This is a genomic window from Pseudomonas sp. GW821-FHT07F05 (assembly GCF_059418765.1).
On record NZ_JBWKQL010000010.1, the window covers coordinates 88422 to 102281 of the forward strand.

The window sequence follows — 13860 nt, forward strand, 5'->3', positions numbered from 1 at the left end:
CGTGGCGACCATCCGTTCAGATATTTCAAACTATTCCCTGCTTACTATAGCGCCCGTCTAACAGACGCCGACAAAATAGATCATTCTTTAATCAATGCCGGATTTCGCCAGAATGCCGTACACCACCTGATACGTGGCGGGCAGGCCGTCTTTCTGACGAAACCTTTCGTACGCCTCCATCAACGCCTGGATTCGCGCTCGGCCAGTCAGGCCTCCCGGACGACCCGGATTGATGTTGTGCGCGCCCAGTGCCTTGAGTTCATGGGTCAGGCTGCGCACGTCGGGATAGTGCAACACGTGGGGCAACACTTCGAGGCTGCGCACGTTTAAACCGCTGGCAGTGCAGAGGCGTTGATACTCCTCGCGCTCGCGGAAGCGATTGACGTGGACCATGCCATCCACCGCCTGCCAGCTGTCGCGCAGTTCGAACAACGTCCCGACGCAGAGGCTGGCGAAGGCGAATACGCCACCCGGTTTGAGCACGCGACGCGCTTCGCTCAGCACCGCGGAGAAATCCGGGCACCATTGCACCGCCAGGCTGGAGAACATCAGGTCAACGCTCGCGTCGCGCAGCGGCAGGTTCTCGGCGTCGCCAGCCACGTAATGAACCGCGCCACCCAATGGCCGTGCATAGCGCAGCATGCCTTCGGCGAGGTCCAGCGCAACCCCTTCGCTTTGGGGAAACTGCTGCGCCAGCGCGCGGCTGAAACACCCTGTTCCGCTGCCCAGGTCCAGCCACCGGGATGGCGCTGTCTTCGGCATCTGAGCCGGCAGCCGTGTCATCAGCTCGATGCCGACGGCGCGCTGCAAATCGGCCACGCTGTCGTAGCTGGTCGCGGCCTTCGAGAAGGACGCTGCCACCTGACGCTTGTCAGGTAGTGCCTGTTGCCCATTAACCTGTTGCTGTTTCACGGCCTTTAGCACCGCGCAGTGGGAAAGATCAGTCATCACCGGACTCGTGTAAAAACGCATGAACTGCAGCGGCGACGCCGTGCGGGTTTTCCAGAATGAAAGCGTGACTGGCCTGCTCGATCACGCCGACTTCGATGTCAGGCTGGAAGGTCAGAACATCCGCCGATGCTTCTGCCGGCACCAACGCATCAAGGCCGCCAAACAGGTGCAATTGAGGGCCGCGAAACGCTTGCAGCGCTTTGCGCGTGTCCATTTGCTCGAGCAGCTTCAGGCCTTCGATCAAGCCGGCGCTGGTGCCGTGGGGCGCGCAGGCTTTCAACTGTCTCGACAGCGCCCGTGGCTCTTCGGCGCCTTGCACGCACAAAAGACTGAAACGCTTGAGCGTTCCGTCCAGATCGGCTTTGCAACCGGCGATAAAGGCGTCGAAATCAGTTTGCGGCATCGCGTTGGGCCACTCGCTGCGGGCCACAAAGCAGACGTTGCTGGCGAACGTCGCCAGACCACAGCAGCGCTCGCCCCTGCGCGCGGCCAGTTCGGTCGCCAGCATGCCGCCCAGCGACCAACCGCCCAGCCAGACGTTGTCGGGCAATGTCGAATCCAGTTCATCGAGCCAGTCGTCGAGATTGTCGGTGTCCATGTCAGGCAACGGCTCGATCACCACCCGCAAATGTTCGTCGAGCCCTCGCAGCGCTGCAGCCAGCGGTTCAAGGGGCGAGACGCCAAGGCCCCAGCCCGGCAACAGGATCAACTGATCACGCATGGTCCAGCTCCGAAGATTCGTCTACGCCCAGCAGCGGATAACACTGCTCCAGTGCCTGCAACAATAGCTGCACCTGCGCCTCACTGTGGGCGGCGGACAATGTCACGCGTAAACGCGCGCTGCCCGCAGGCACTGTCGGCGGTCGAATGGCGGTGACCATCACGCCGCGCTCGCGCAGCAACTGCGACAGCCGCAACGCGCGACCGCTGTCGCCGATCAGGATCGGCTGGATGGGCGTGAAACTGTCCATCAGCTCCAGGCCGAGGGCTTGAGCGCCGGCGCGAAACTGTTTAATCAGTGCCGCGAGGTGCTCACGCCGCCAGTGTTCAGTGCGCAGCAGTTCGAGGCTTTTCAGCGTCGCGCACGCCAGCGCCGGCGGCTGGCTGGTGGTGTAGATGTAGGGACGGGCGAACTGGATCAGCGTTTCGATCAACTCTTCGCTGCCCGCAACGAACGCGCCCGCGGTGCCGAAGGACTTACCCAGCGTGCCGATCAGCACCGGGACGTCATCGATGCCAAGGCCGAAGTGCTCGACGATACCCGCACCGTTTGCACCCAGCGGGCCAAAGCCGTGTGCATCGTCGACCATCAGCCATGCGTTTTTGGCTTTCGCCGCCTTGGCCAGCGCGGGGAGGTCAGCGACGTCGCCGTCCATGCTGAACACACCGTCGGTGACTACCAGCGTGTCGCCCACCGCTTTGTCCAACCGGCTGGCGAGGCTGTCGCAATCGTTGTGCAGGTAGCGGGCGAAACGGGCGCCGCTAAGCAGGCCGGCGTCGAGCAACGAAGCATGATTGAGGCGGTCTTCCAGCACGGTGTCACCCTGGCCCACCAACGCAGTAACGGTGCCGAGGTTGGCCATGTAACCGTTGGAAAACAACAGCGCGCGGGGCCGACCGGTGAACTCGGCGAGGGCTTCTTCGAGCGCGTGATGGGGCGTGCTGTGGCCGATCACCAAATGCGAGGCACCACCGCCTACGCCCCAACGTTCGGCGCCGGCCTGCCAGGCCGCGATGACCTCGGGGTGATTGGCCAGGCCCATGTAATCGTTGTTGCAGAACGCCAGCAGCGGCTTGCCGTCGACAATGACTTCAGGGCCCTGCGGGCTTTGCAGCAAGGGCCGCTGACGATAAAGGTGCTCGGCACGACGGGCAGCGAGACGTGCGTTCAGATCAAAAGACATGCAGGCCTCGGGTCAAGCCACTGATGAAGGATCAAACAGCCGCGTCGTAAAACAGCTCGCTGCTTTTCTGCTCGATCAGCGCTTGTTCGATGGCTGCCTGATGCACCTCGTCCGAGTGCTCTTCGCGCGCTTCGGGCTGAATGCCCAGACGCGAGAACAGCTGCATGTCCTTGTCGGACTGCGGGTTGGCGGTGGTCAGCAGTTTGTCGCCGTAGAAGATCGAGTTGGCGCCGGCGAAGAACGCCAGGGCCTGCATCTGGTCATTCATGGCTTCGCGGCCTGCGGACAGGCGCACGTGGGATTGCGGCATCAGGATGCGCGCGACGGCCAGCATGCGGATGAAATCGAACGGGTCGATATCCTCGGCGTTTTCCAGCGGGGTGCCGGCCACTTTCACCAGCATGTTGATGGGCACGGATTCCGGATGCTCTGGCAGGTTCGCCAGCTGGATCAGCAGATTGGCGCGGTCGTCCAGGGATTCACCCATGCCCAGAATGCCGCCGGAGCAGATCTTCATTCCAGAATCACGCACGTACGCCAGAGTCTGCAGGCGCTCGCTGTAGGTACGGGTGGTAATGATGCTGGTGTAGAAATCCGGCGACGTGTCGAGGTTGTGGTTGTAGTAATCGAGGCCAGCGTCAGCCAGCGCCTGGGTCTGGTCCTGATCCAGCTTGCCGAGGGTCATGCAGGTTTCCAGGCCCATGGCTTTGACGCCTTTGACCATCTCCAGCACGTAGGGCATGTCTTTGGCCGACGGATGTTTCCACGCCGCGCCCATGCAGAAACGGGTCGAACCAATGGCCTTGGCGCGTGCGGCTTCTTCCAGCACTTGCTGGACTTGCATCAGCTTTTCTTTTTCCAGACCGGTGTTGTAGTGGCCCGATTGCGGGCAGTACTTGCAATCTTCCGGGCAGGCGCCGGTTTTGATCGACAGCAGGGTCGAGACTTGCACGCGGTTGGCGTCGAAGTGAGCGCGGTGCACGGTTTGCGCCTGAAACAGCAGGTCATTGAATGGCTGTGTGAACAGCGCCTTGACCTCGGCTAGATTCCAGTCGTGACGCAGGTTGGCATTGATGCTGGCGCTCATGGGCGGCTCCTTGATGTTTTCTGGACGATGACCCGGGCGGCTTTGCCCAGCGGCAAAACCGGAAGCCCACAGGCGCAACACGGATGTTCGGCATATTTAAGGAAGCGACATGCGCTGTCAACCATATAACGGGCACGAGGTTTACATCTGGTTAAAAAACGCACAAACGTGTTTGTTGTGCGATGAAGCGACTGATTCAAGCACCCCGATCTGCATGCCCTGTGAGCGCGAACTCCCGTGGCTGATTGACCAGTGCGACCGTTGCGCGCTGCCCATGCCGATGTCCGGCCTGACCTGCGGCGCCTGCAATCGCAACCCTCCCGCCTTTAATGACGTCGTCGCTCCGTGGCTGTACGACTTCCCGATCGACGCGCTGGTCACACGCTTCAAGCATCAGCGGAAATGGCCGCTCGGCCGACTGCTGGCGGAGCTGTTAGGCGAAACCCTGCAGCATCGCTTCAACGATGGCATGCGCCGACCCGATTGTCTTATCCCGGTGCCGCTCGCCAAAAAACGACTGCGCCAGCGAGGCTTCAATCAGGCAGCGATGTTGGCGAACTGGCTCGGCGCTCGACTGGGACTGCCTGTTGATGAGCGCGTGATCCGCCGCGTGAAAGAAACACCTTCGCAGCAGGGTCTGGATGCAAAAGCCAGAAAGCGCAATCTGGCGTCTGCCTTTTCGCTGAGGGACGCCACCCCGATTATCGGCAAGCACCTTGCACTGATTGACGACGTCCTCACCACCGGCTCGACGGCGAATGCGCTGGCAGCACTGTTGATCAAGGCCGGCGCCAGATCGGTAGACGTGTATTGCCTGGCGAGAACGCCGAAGCCGGGAGATTGACCCGCCAAGAGATCAGGAAATCCGCAGCATTCGGGTGCAAGGCGTTTTGGCTTACACTCCGGCGTCATCACTTCCAGCGCATCCGACCCCTATGTCACTACCGCCTTCCCTCACCCAGCACATGGTCCGTCGCCCGCATCGCATCGCGCTCTTGCAGCACATTGCCGAGCAGGGTTCGATCACTCGAGCGGCGAAAAGCGCCGGGCTGAGTTACAAGGCGACGTGGGACGCCATCGATGAGCTGAACAATCTGGCCCAGAAACCGCTGGTCGAGCGCAGCGTCGGCGGTCGAGGGGGTGGCGGCGCGAAATTGTCGGCCGAAGGCGAGCGGGTGCTGCGGCTTTATCAGCGCCTGCAGGCGTTACAGACTCAGCTGCTGGAAACCTCGGAGGAATCTGACGACCTCGCTCTGCTCAGCCGCTTGATGCTGCGGACCAGCGCTCGCAATCAGCTGCATGGTCAGGTCAGCGGCGTTCGTGCTCAGGGCCGCAACGACATGGTCACGTTGCAGCTCGCGGGCGGCTTGTCGATCGAGGCGCAGATCACCCACGACAGCACCTTGCGACTGGGGCTTGAGATCGGCACGGATGTGTTCGCCCTGATCAAGGCCGGCTGGCTGGAATTAATAGCGCCTGACCAGGCTGAAACAACCGGACACAATTGCCTCACCGGTCAAATCGAGGAAATTCTCGACGCCGAGGATGGCCCGAGTGAAGTCAGAATTGTCCTCCCCAGCCACCAGATTCTCTGTGCGGTGGTCGACGCGGACCGGCTGCACGCCTTGCAGCTCAAGGTCGGCGGTGAGATTAAGGTTCAATTTGCGCCCTCAAACATTCTGCTCGGCACGCCGCTTTAAGCGCCGCTTGCACGCAAGACCGACGCCCGACTCGTCATTTGACCGACACAATAACGTCATGAGCACTGCATAGGGTTTTGCCCTAAACCGCAGGGAGCCCGTGATGACGCTATTAAAAGATAACCAATCCACCGACCTCGAAAACATGGTTGGCCTGACCCGACGCGGATTCATCAGCGCGGGCGCCCTGTGCGGCGCGGCGATGTTTCTCGGGGGCAATCTGCTCAGCCGCAGCGTCATGGCCGCCAGTGTCAGCGCAGCCAACGGGACGCTGCTCGGCTTCGACAGCATCCCCTCCTCCACCGCCGACAGCATCAGTCTGCCGCCGGGCTATCGTTCCTCGGTCCTGATCAGTTGGGGCCAGCCGCTGCACACCAACGGCCCGGCTTTCGACCCCAGTGGCAAGGGCACGGCGAAGATGCAGGAGCTGCAGTTCGGCGACAACAATGACGGCATGAGTCTGTTTACCTTCCCCGGCGACAAGCCGGACACCGCCAGCCGCGCGCTGATGGCGATCAACAACGAATACACCAATTACCGATACCTGTTTGATCACGGCAAAGACCCGCAATCGGCCGAAGACGTGCACAAGGCCCAGGCCAGCGAAGGCGTTTCGGTGATCGAGGTCAAGCGCGAAGGCCAGCAGTGGGCGTTCGTGCAGGGCTCCAAATACAACCGGCGCATCCACGGCAACACGCCGATTCGCCTGAGCGGCCCGGCAGCCGGCCATGAGTGGTTGAAAACCGCCGCCGACAAGACCGGCAAGAACGTCCTCGGGACCTTCCAGAACTGCGCCAACGGCAAGACGCCGTGGGGCACCTATCTGACCTGCGAAGAGAACTTCACCGACTGCTTCGGCAGCAGCGATCCGGCACAGACCTTCGACGCCGCAACCAAACGCTATGGTGTGACGGCCGCAAGCAAGGAAGTGAACTGGCACCTGCACGATCCGCGCTTTGACGTCGCGAAAAACCCCAACGAACCCAATCGCCATGGCTGGGTGGTGGAGATCGACCCGTTCGATCCGAAATCCACGCCGGTCAAACGCACCGCCCTGGGCCGTTTCAAACACGAAAACGCCGCGCTGACCGAAACCAAAGATGGCCACGTCGTGGTGTACATGGGCGACGATGAGCGCGGCGAATTCATCTACAAATTCATCAGCCGGGACAAGGTCGACCACAAGAACCGTAAGGCCAACCGCGACATCCTCGACCACGGCACGCTGTATGTGGCGCAGTTCGACGCTGGCGACAGCAACCCCGATCACCCGAAAGGCCAAGGCAAATGGATTGAGTTGAGCCACGGCAAGAACGGCATCGACGCGGGCAGCGGTTTTGCCAATCAGGCCGAAGTGCTGATCCATGCGCGCCTGGCGGCAAGCCAGGTGAAAGCGACGCGCATGGACCGCCCTGAGTGGATCGTTGTCAGCCCCAAGGACGGCCAGGTCTATTGCACGCTGACCAACAACATCAAGCGTGGCGATGAAGGGCAGCCAGTGGGCGGGCCAAATCCCCGGGCGAAAAACCAGTACGGGCAGATTCTGCGCTGGCAGGAAACCGGGTCAGATGCAGCCGCCATGGATTTCGCATGGGACTTGTTCGTCGTCGCCGGCAACCCAAGTGTGCATGCAGGAACGCCGCAGGGCGGATCAACCAATATCAATCCGCAGAACATGTTCAACAGCCCGGATGGCCTGGGTTTCGATGCTGCCGGGCGGCTGTGGATTCTGACGGATGGCGACGCCACCAATGCGGGCGACTTCGCCGGCATGGGCAATAACCAGATGCTGTGCGCTGACCCGGCCAGCGGCGAGATCCGCCGGTTCATGGTCGGGCCGGTGGGGTGTGAAGTGACCGGCATCAGCTTCGCGCCCGACCAGAAAGCGCTGTTCGTCGGCATTCAGCACCCTGGCGAAAACGGCGGTTCGACCTTCCCGGAGCACTTGCCGAACGGCAAGCCGAGGTCCTCGGTGATGGTGATCACGCGGGAAGATGGCGGCGTGATCGGCGCCTAATTTTTGGGAGATCTCCCGTTGTCCAGGCGAGGCGCTATCTCGCTGCAAACACAGCCTCTGTGGGAGTGAGCTTGCTCACGAAGACGGCGATTCAGGCGCTAAAGATGCAGCGGGTGTCCTGGCCTCTTCGCGAGCAAGCTCGACTCCCACATGGACGGTGTTTGCTGCGCGACAGCGCGGCGTTTGGTCGCCGGCATATCTCCCACAAGGATCGCGGTCGTCTGCTGATGCAGCTTTCCAAGCTGCACCGCACTTGCGGAAGTAAGCTTGCCACTGTGTCAGGTGTAACACGCCTGAGTTACCATGACTGGCCCGACGCGGCAGCCTGCTGCGCGCAGGAGTTAGCATGGCCCACCCGTTCGCAACACTTACACCTGACCTGGTGCTGGACGCCGTCGAGAGCATCGGCTTTGTCACCGACGCCCGTATTCTCGCGCTCAACAGCTACGAGAACCGCGTCTATCAGGTCGGCATCGACGAGCAGCAGCCGCTGATTGCCAAGTTCTACCGGCCCGATCGCTGGACCAACGACGCCATTCTCGAAGAACACAGCTTCACCGCCGAACTGGCCGACGTTGAAATCCCGGTCGTCGCGCCCCTCGTGCACAACGGCGAGACCTTGTTCGAGCACGCCGGTTTTCGTTTCACCCTCTTCCCCCGTCGTGGCGGCCGCGCGCCAGAGCCCGGCAACCTTGATCAGCTGTACCGTCTAGGCCAGTTGCTCGGGCGCATTCACGCTGTCGGCGCCACGCGCCCGTTCCAGCACCGCGAAGCCCTCGGCGTGCAGAACTTCGGCCACAACTCGCTGAACTACCTGCTGGACAACAACGTGATTCCCCGCAGCCTGCTGCCGGCCTATGAATCCGTTGCCAAAGACCTGCTCAAGCGCGTGGAAGACGTCTACGCCGCCACGCCCCATCAGAACATCCGCATGCACGGCGATTGCCACCCCGGCAACATGATGACCCGCGACGACATCTTCCACATCGTCGACCTCGACGACTGCCGCATGGGCCCGGCGGTGCAGGATGTCTGGATGATGCTCGCGGGTGATCGTCAGGATTGTCTGAGTCAGTTATCGGAATTGATGGACGGCTACAACGAGTTTCACGACTTCGATCCGCGGGAACTGGCGCTCATCGAACCGCTGCGCGCACTGCGCCTGTTGCATTACAGCGCCTGGTTGGCCCGTCGTTGGGATGATCCGGCGTTCCCCCACAGCTTTTCCTGGTTCGGCACCGAACGCTATTGGGGCGACCAGGTACTGGCCCTGCGCGAGCAATTGTCCGCGCTGAACGAGGAACCGCTGAAGCTGTTCTGAAAACGCTGAACACCCTGCAGGACACCACAACAAGAAACTTGCCGAAGGACCACTCATGCAAGCTGCCAACCCGCGTCGCGGGTACATTCTGGGCCTGAGCGCCTACATCATCTGGGGACTGTTTCCGATCTACTTCAAGGTGCTTGCCAGCGTTCCCTCGCTGGAAATCATCGTTAACCGAGCGATCTGGTCAGCCATTTTTGGCTCGCTTCTGCTGCTGGTCTGGAAGCATCCCGGCTGGTGGCAAGCGCTGCGGGATAATCCCAAACGCCTCGCCATTCTCGCCTGCAGCGGTACGCTGATCGCCGCCAACTGGCTGATCTACGTCTGGGCCGTGAACAACAACCACATGGTCGAAGCCAGCCTGGGTTACTTCATCAACCCGCTGATCAACGTGATGCTCGGCATGGTGCTGCTGCGGGAAAGATTGCGCCCCTTGCAATGGGTGGCGGTGATGCTGGCGTTGATCGGCGTGCTTCAGCAGGTCTGGCAAGTGGGCAGTCTGCCGTGGGTGTCGCTCGCGCTGGCATTCACCTTTGGGTTCTACGGCCTGATTCGCAAAAAAGCGCCGGTGGCGGCGTTGCCCGGGCTGGTGGTGGAAACCTGCATTCTGGTGCCGCTGGCCGCGGGCTGGCTGATTTTCAACCCGCTGGCCCACAGCGCACAGCCGGGGTTCTGGACCACATCGCAGGCGCTCTGGCTGGCGGCGGCCGGACCGGTGACCCTCGTGCCGCTGGTGTGTTTCAACGCTGCAGCAAGGCATTTGCCCTACGCGACGCTGGGCTTTTTGCAGTACATCGCACCGACCCTCGTGCTGGCTTTGGCGGTTGTGCTGTACGACGAACACATGCCCTCGGCCACCTTGGTGACCTTCGCCTTCATCTGGGCCGGGTTGATCATTTACAGCGTCGACGCCTGGGGCTCGCTACGCAAACGCGCCCAGGCCTGAGCAGGCAAGAGGAATCGCTGCAGGCCCGCCAAAACCGGAGCCTGCAGCGGTGACATCAATTACTCGTCTGTGGGCAGATGTAATTCCACCATCAGGTCATCCGCCAGGGTTTCCAGCCGCTGCTGCAGCACATCCAGTGAAAGATCCATTGGCAATCCCAACTCGGCATGGGCGCGAAACAGCGTTTCGCTGCTCATGGGTGCTGGCTCGACGCTGGTCACCAGATGCTCCAGGTTGACGCCTTGCTCGGTCAGCACGCGAGTGACGTCGCGCACGATCCCGGATCGATCATTGCCCACCAGATCCATGGTGATGGGCCTCCACTCCGGCAAGGATTCCGGAAGGACTTCGGCGAACAGGACGCGGATGCCTTTTGCCGAGAGCCCTTCCAGCGCGCTGCGCAGGGGCTGATGCGCGTCGACCGGTGCGCTGACCCGCAGGATACCGGCGAACTGCCCGGCCATGTGTGACATACGGCTTTCCAGCCAATTGCCACCGTGATCGGCAATGCAGGCCGCGAGCTGCTCGACCACGCCTGGCTTGTCTGGCGCAGACACCGTGACGATAAGATGATCCACAAACGACTCCTTTTATCCGCAGCGAGTGAGGCCTGTTTAATACCACGCCCCATGGGTTGTGGGGGAGTATAGGCACGTCTACCCGGCGCGCAGTGGCGTGACCACCTCAGGAATTTTGTGTACGATCCCGATAATTACCTGGAACAATCTGCACGTTCTTTGAGAACATCCGACACCGCCGCGTGACCGAATGCCCAAGTCCGGTCGCTCGGTGCACATTCAGTCTGATTTTCATGCCGCAACTCATCATGTAGTATCGCTTCGCGTTCACTACATAGATGTCGAATCCAGGCCTGATCCGATGTTCCTGCAAGGCCAAAACCTGTTTCAGTGCTTTACCTCAGGTGCCCGCCGCCCCGCCCAGCCGCCCGCAACGGCATGTTCTGGAAGGGCACGCAGCGACGTCGACGGCTTTAACAAGAAAGCGCTCATGATTGAAGCGCAGATAGCTGAGCAGAGTGAGGCAAGCAATGACTGAACACGTTCAAGTCGGTGGCCTGCGGGTCGCCAACGTCCTGCTGGATTTTGTGAACAACGAAGCCATTCCCGGAACCGGCCTCGACGCCGCTGCATTCTGGGCCGGTGCCGATGCGCTCATCCACGAGCTGGCACCTAAGAACAAAGCCCTGCTCGCCAAACGAGACGAATTCCAGGCGCGTATCGACGCCTGGCATCAGTCCAATGCCGGCAACGCCCACGACGCAGCCGCCTACAAGGCGTTCCTGCTGGAAATCGGCTATCTGCTGCCAGAAGCGGCGGACTTCCAGATCACCACGCAAAACGTCGACGAAGAAATCGCCCGCATGGCCGGCCCGCAGTTGGTGGTGCCGGTAATGAACGCGCGTTTCGCGCTCAATGCCTCGAATGCCCGCTGGGGCTCGCTGTATGACGCGCTGTACGGCACCGACGCCATCAGCGAAGCCGGCGGCGCGGAAAAGGGCAAAACCTATAACCGGGTCCGCGGCGACAAAGTCATCGCCTTCGCCCGAGCGTTTCTGGACGAAGCGGCTCCTCTGGCGGCGGGCTCCCACGTCGACTCCACCGGCTACAAGCTGGTCGATGGCATGTTGATCGTCAGCCTCAAGGGCGGCAGTAACACCGGCCTGCACGATGATGCCCAACTGATCGGTTTTCAGGGCGACGCATCGGCGCCGACTGCTTTGCTGTTCAAGCATAACGGCCTGCACTTTGAACTCCAGATCGACGCGGCGAGCCCGGTCGGCCAGACCGACCCGGCCGGTGTCAAAGACGTGCTGATGGAAGCGGCGCTGACCACCATCATGGATTGCGAAGACTCCATCGCGGCCGTGGACGCTGATGACAAGGTCGTGGTGTACCGCAACTGGCTGGGGCTGATGAAGGGCGATCTGTCCGAAGAAGTCTCCAAAGGCGGCACCCGTTTTACCCGTACGATGAACGCCGACCGCGTCTACACCTCGCCCACCGGCGAACCCGTCACGCTGCATGGCCGCTCGCTATTGTTCGTGCGCAACGTCGGCCACCTGATGACCATTGATGCGATCCTCGACAATCAGGGCAACGAAGTGCCGGAGGGCATTCTCGACGGCCTGCTGACCAGCCTCGCGGCCACTCACAACCTCAAGGGCAATACCTCCCGCGCCAACAGCCGCACGGGCTCGATGTACATCGTCAAACCGAAGATGCATGGCCCTGAGGAAGTGGCGTTCACCAACGAATTGTTCGGGCGCATCGAAGCGGTGCTGAACCTGCCGCGCAATACGCTTAAAGTCGGGATCATGGACGAAGAGCGTCGCACCACGATCAACCTCAAGGCCTGCATTCAGGCGGCGAGCGAACGTGTTGTGTTCATCAACACGGGTTTCCTGGACCGCACCGGCGACGAGATTCACACGTCCATGGAAGCAGGGCCTGTTGTACGCAAGGCACAGATGAAAGCGGAAAAGTGGATCGGCGCGTACGAAAATTCCAACGTGGATATCGGCTTGAAATGCGGCCTGCAAGGGCGCGCGCAGATCGGCAAAGGGATGTGGGCGATGCCTGACTTGATGGCCGCGATGCTCGAACAGAAAATCGCCCATCCACTGGCCGGCGCCAATACCGCGTGGGTGCCATCGCCCACTGCCGCTGCGCTGCACGCGTTGCACTACCACAAGGTCGATGTGTTCGCGCGTCAGGCTGAACTCGCCCAGCGCGCGCCGGCCTCGGTCGACGACATTTTGACCATCCCGCTGGCACCGAACACCGACTGGACGGCGGAAGAGATTCAGAACGAGCTGGACAACAACTCACAGGGCATCCTCGGGTATGTGGTGCGCTGGATCGATCAGGGCGTCGGCTGCTCGAAGGTGCCGGACATCAACGACATCGGCCTGATGGAGGACCGTGCCACGCTGCGGATTTCCAGCCAGCACATCGCCAACTGGCTGCGCCACGGCGTGGTCAGCGAGCAGCAGGTGCTGGAAAGTCTGAAGCGCATGGCGCCAGTAGTGGACCGTCAGAACGCAGGCGATGTGCTGTATCGCCCGCTCGCGCCGGACTTCGACAGCAACATCGCGTTTCAGGCAGCGGTTGAGCTGGTGATTGAGGGCACGCGGCAGCCCAATGGCTACACCGAGCCGGTGCTGCATCGTCGCCGTCGGGAGTTCAAGGCGAAACACGGGGCGTAACCAGCACCCAAACAAAAAGGCGGTGTCCACGTAAATGGACACCGCCTTTTTTATTGCACAACTTTCATTGCTTCAACGCAGCCCGAAGGCGGCGTTATCAGGCCATTTCCAGTTCCCGCTTCACCAGTCGCAACAGCTGCTTGGTGTTGATCGGCTTGAGCAGAAAATCCACCACGCTCAGGTGCATGGCATCGATGGCGTCGCGTACGTTGGCGTCGCCGGACACGATAATGATCGGCAACTCCGCACGGTCCGATTCGCGAACCCGACGGATCAGATCCAGCCCGTCGCACGGCGCCATGCGCAGATCGGTGATCAGCAGCGCAATGGACGGCCGGGTCTGCAGCAAGTGCATGGCGCTGGTGCCGCCGGCGGCGGTGATGCAGCTGATGTCATTGAGACTGAGAATTTCGGCCAGAACTTCCCGAGCATCCTTGTCGTCATCGACGATCAACACCCGTTGTGGCGATTGGGACGCAGGCGCGAGCATCACCTCATTGAGGGCTTCGCGCTCTTCATCACTCAAAATACTGTGATCGAACATACCCGTCTCATCTTCCTGTCGACTCCAATTCTGACAGCGCAAGCGATAGATACGCTGCACATCCTGTCGGCTTCATGCCGGGCCCTTGAGCCTCGCGCTAACTGCATCGCTGCGGTATTACACCTTGGTTCGATGCGATTCAACGCCTTCGCAGTCACCTA

Annotated in this window: 13 protein-coding genes; 7 read left to right on the top strand and 6 right to left on the bottom strand. The window is 61.3% G+C overall.

From position 1 onward, the window contains the following. Nucleotides 1-87: 87 nt before the first annotated feature. Genes bioC through bioB form a run of 4 tightly spaced genes read right to left on the bottom strand, consistent with a single transcriptional unit; the run spans nucleotide 88 to nucleotide 3942 of the window. Complete coding sequence (gene bioC / locus AC07RO_RS19725; RefSeq protein ID WP_495086862.1) at nucleotides 88-948, bottom strand: malonyl-ACP O-methyltransferase BioC; 861 nt, start codon at nucleotides 946-948, stop codon at nucleotides 88-90. Beyond that, nucleotides 941-1672, bottom strand: a complete 732-nt coding sequence (locus AC07RO_RS19730) for an alpha/beta fold hydrolase (protein ID WP_282368280.1) — start codon at nucleotides 1670-1672, stop codon at nucleotides 941-943. The genes bioC and AC07RO_RS19730 overlap by 8 nt, the downstream gene beginning before the upstream one ends. After that, nucleotides 1665-2855 carry an 8-amino-7-oxononanoate synthase gene (bioF, locus tag AC07RO_RS19735; protein WP_282368282.1) on the bottom strand — a complete coding sequence of 397 codons (1191 nt, stop codon included), beginning with the start codon at nucleotides 2853-2855 and terminating at the stop codon, nucleotides 1665-1667. Before bioF ends, AC07RO_RS19730 begins: the two co-directional genes overlap by 8 nt. Before the next feature lie 31 nt (nucleotides 2856-2886). Continuing rightward, entirely contained in the window at nucleotides 2887-3942 is a 1056-nt protein-coding gene (gene bioB / locus AC07RO_RS19740) for a biotin synthase BioB (RefSeq protein WP_192173140.1), read from the bottom strand. Between the two features lie 109 nt (nucleotides 3943-4051). On the opposite strand from bioB, the gene AC07RO_RS19745 reads away from it, so the two are divergent. The 5 genes from AC07RO_RS19745 to rarD all read left to right on the top strand — a co-directional run bounded on the left by AC07RO_RS19745 (nucleotide 4052) and on the right by rarD (nucleotide 9929). Beyond that, nucleotides 4052-4786, top strand: coding sequence for a ComF family protein (locus AC07RO_RS19745; RefSeq protein ID WP_282368284.1), 735 nt, complete (start codon nucleotides 4052-4054; stop codon nucleotides 4784-4786). Between the two features lie 91 nt (nucleotides 4787-4877). Further along, nucleotides 4878-5642: a TOBE domain-containing protein gene (locus AC07RO_RS19750; protein ID WP_495086863.1), complete on the top strand. Its 765-nt coding sequence runs from the start codon at nucleotides 4878-4880 to the stop codon at nucleotides 5640-5642. A 103-nt stretch (nucleotides 5643-5745) separates the two neighbouring features. Further along, a complete protein-coding gene (locus AC07RO_RS19755; RefSeq protein WP_495086864.1) occupies nucleotides 5746-7659 on the top strand; it encodes a PhoX family protein in 1914 nt (637 codons plus the stop codon). Nucleotides 7660-8005: 346 nt separating this feature from the next. Next, the gene (locus tag AC07RO_RS19760) at nucleotides 8006-8980 is read left to right on the top strand and encodes a serine/threonine protein kinase (protein WP_192173144.1); all 975 of its coding nucleotides are present in this window, start codon (nucleotides 8006-8008) and stop codon (nucleotides 8978-8980) included. A 55-nt stretch (nucleotides 8981-9035) separates the two neighbouring features. Next, nucleotides 9036-9929, top strand: coding sequence for an EamA family transporter RarD (rarD, locus tag AC07RO_RS19765; protein ID WP_495086865.1), 894 nt, complete (start codon nucleotides 9036-9038; stop codon nucleotides 9927-9929). A 59-nt stretch (nucleotides 9930-9988) separates the two neighbouring features. Here rarD and AC07RO_RS19770 read toward each other — a convergent pair whose 3' ends face one another. Then, nucleotides 9989-10507, bottom strand: a complete 519-nt coding sequence (locus AC07RO_RS19770) for a glycine cleavage system transcriptional repressor (protein ID WP_495086866.1) — start codon at nucleotides 10505-10507, stop codon at nucleotides 9989-9991. A gap of 190 nt (nucleotides 10508-10697) precedes the next feature. Between AC07RO_RS19770 and AC07RO_RS19775 the strand changes: the two genes are divergently transcribed. Next, complete coding sequence (locus AC07RO_RS19775; RefSeq protein ID WP_282368292.1) at nucleotides 10698-10985, top strand: hypothetical protein; 288 nt, start codon at nucleotides 10698-10700, stop codon at nucleotides 10983-10985. Further along, nucleotides 10978-13155 (top strand): malate synthase G, encoded by a 2178-nt coding sequence (locus tag AC07RO_RS19780; RefSeq protein ID WP_192173148.1) that lies wholly within the window; start codon nucleotides 10978-10980, stop codon nucleotides 13153-13155. The genes AC07RO_RS19775 and AC07RO_RS19780 overlap by 8 nt, the downstream gene beginning before the upstream one ends. Before the next feature lie 97 nt (nucleotides 13156-13252). Here the strand turns inward: AC07RO_RS19780 and AC07RO_RS19785 are convergent, their stop codons facing one another. Continuing rightward, a complete protein-coding gene (locus AC07RO_RS19785; RefSeq protein ID WP_163022123.1) occupies nucleotides 13253-13699 on the bottom strand; it encodes a response regulator in 447 nt (148 codons plus the stop codon). Between the last annotated feature and the right edge of the window lie 161 nt (nucleotides 13700-13860).

What these genes read in the sequence shown, in the direction of transcription:
- bioC (WP_495086862.1), bottom strand. Translation starts at nt 948, where the DNA reads ATGACTGATCTTTCCCACTGCGCGGTGCTAAAGGCCGTGAAACAGCAA.
- AC07RO_RS19730 (WP_282368280.1), bottom strand. Translation starts at nt 1,672, where the DNA reads ATGCGTGATCAGTTGATCCTGTTGCCGGGCTGGGGCCTTGGCGTCTCG.
- bioF (WP_282368282.1), bottom strand. Translation starts at nt 2,855, where the DNA reads ATGTCTTTTGATCTGAACGCACGTCTCGCTGCCCGTCGTGCCGAGCAC.
- bioB (WP_192173140.1), bottom strand. Translation starts at nt 3,942, where the DNA reads ATGAGCGCCAGCATCAATGCCAACCTGCGTCACGACTGGAATCTAGCC.
- AC07RO_RS19745 (WP_282368284.1), top strand. Translation starts at nt 4,052, where the DNA reads ATGCGCTGTCAACCATATAACGGGCACGAGGTTTACATCTGGTTAAAA.
- AC07RO_RS19750 (WP_495086863.1), top strand. Translation starts at nt 4,878, where the DNA reads ATGTCACTACCGCCTTCCCTCACCCAGCACATGGTCCGTCGCCCGCAT.
- AC07RO_RS19755 (WP_495086864.1), top strand. Translation starts at nt 5,746, where the DNA reads ATGACGCTATTAAAAGATAACCAATCCACCGACCTCGAAAACATGGTT.
- AC07RO_RS19760 (WP_192173144.1), top strand. Translation starts at nt 8,006, where the DNA reads ATGGCCCACCCGTTCGCAACACTTACACCTGACCTGGTGCTGGACGCC.
- rarD (WP_495086865.1), top strand. Translation starts at nt 9,036, where the DNA reads ATGCAAGCTGCCAACCCGCGTCGCGGGTACATTCTGGGCCTGAGCGCC.
- AC07RO_RS19775 (WP_282368292.1), top strand. Translation starts at nt 10,698, where the DNA reads ATGCCCAAGTCCGGTCGCTCGGTGCACATTCAGTCTGATTTTCATGCC.
- AC07RO_RS19780 (WP_192173148.1), top strand. Translation starts at nt 10,978, where the DNA reads ATGACTGAACACGTTCAAGTCGGTGGCCTGCGGGTCGCCAACGTCCTG.
- AC07RO_RS19785 (WP_163022123.1), bottom strand. Translation starts at nt 13,699, where the DNA reads ATGTTCGATCACAGTATTTTGAGTGATGAAGAGCGCGAAGCCCTCAAT.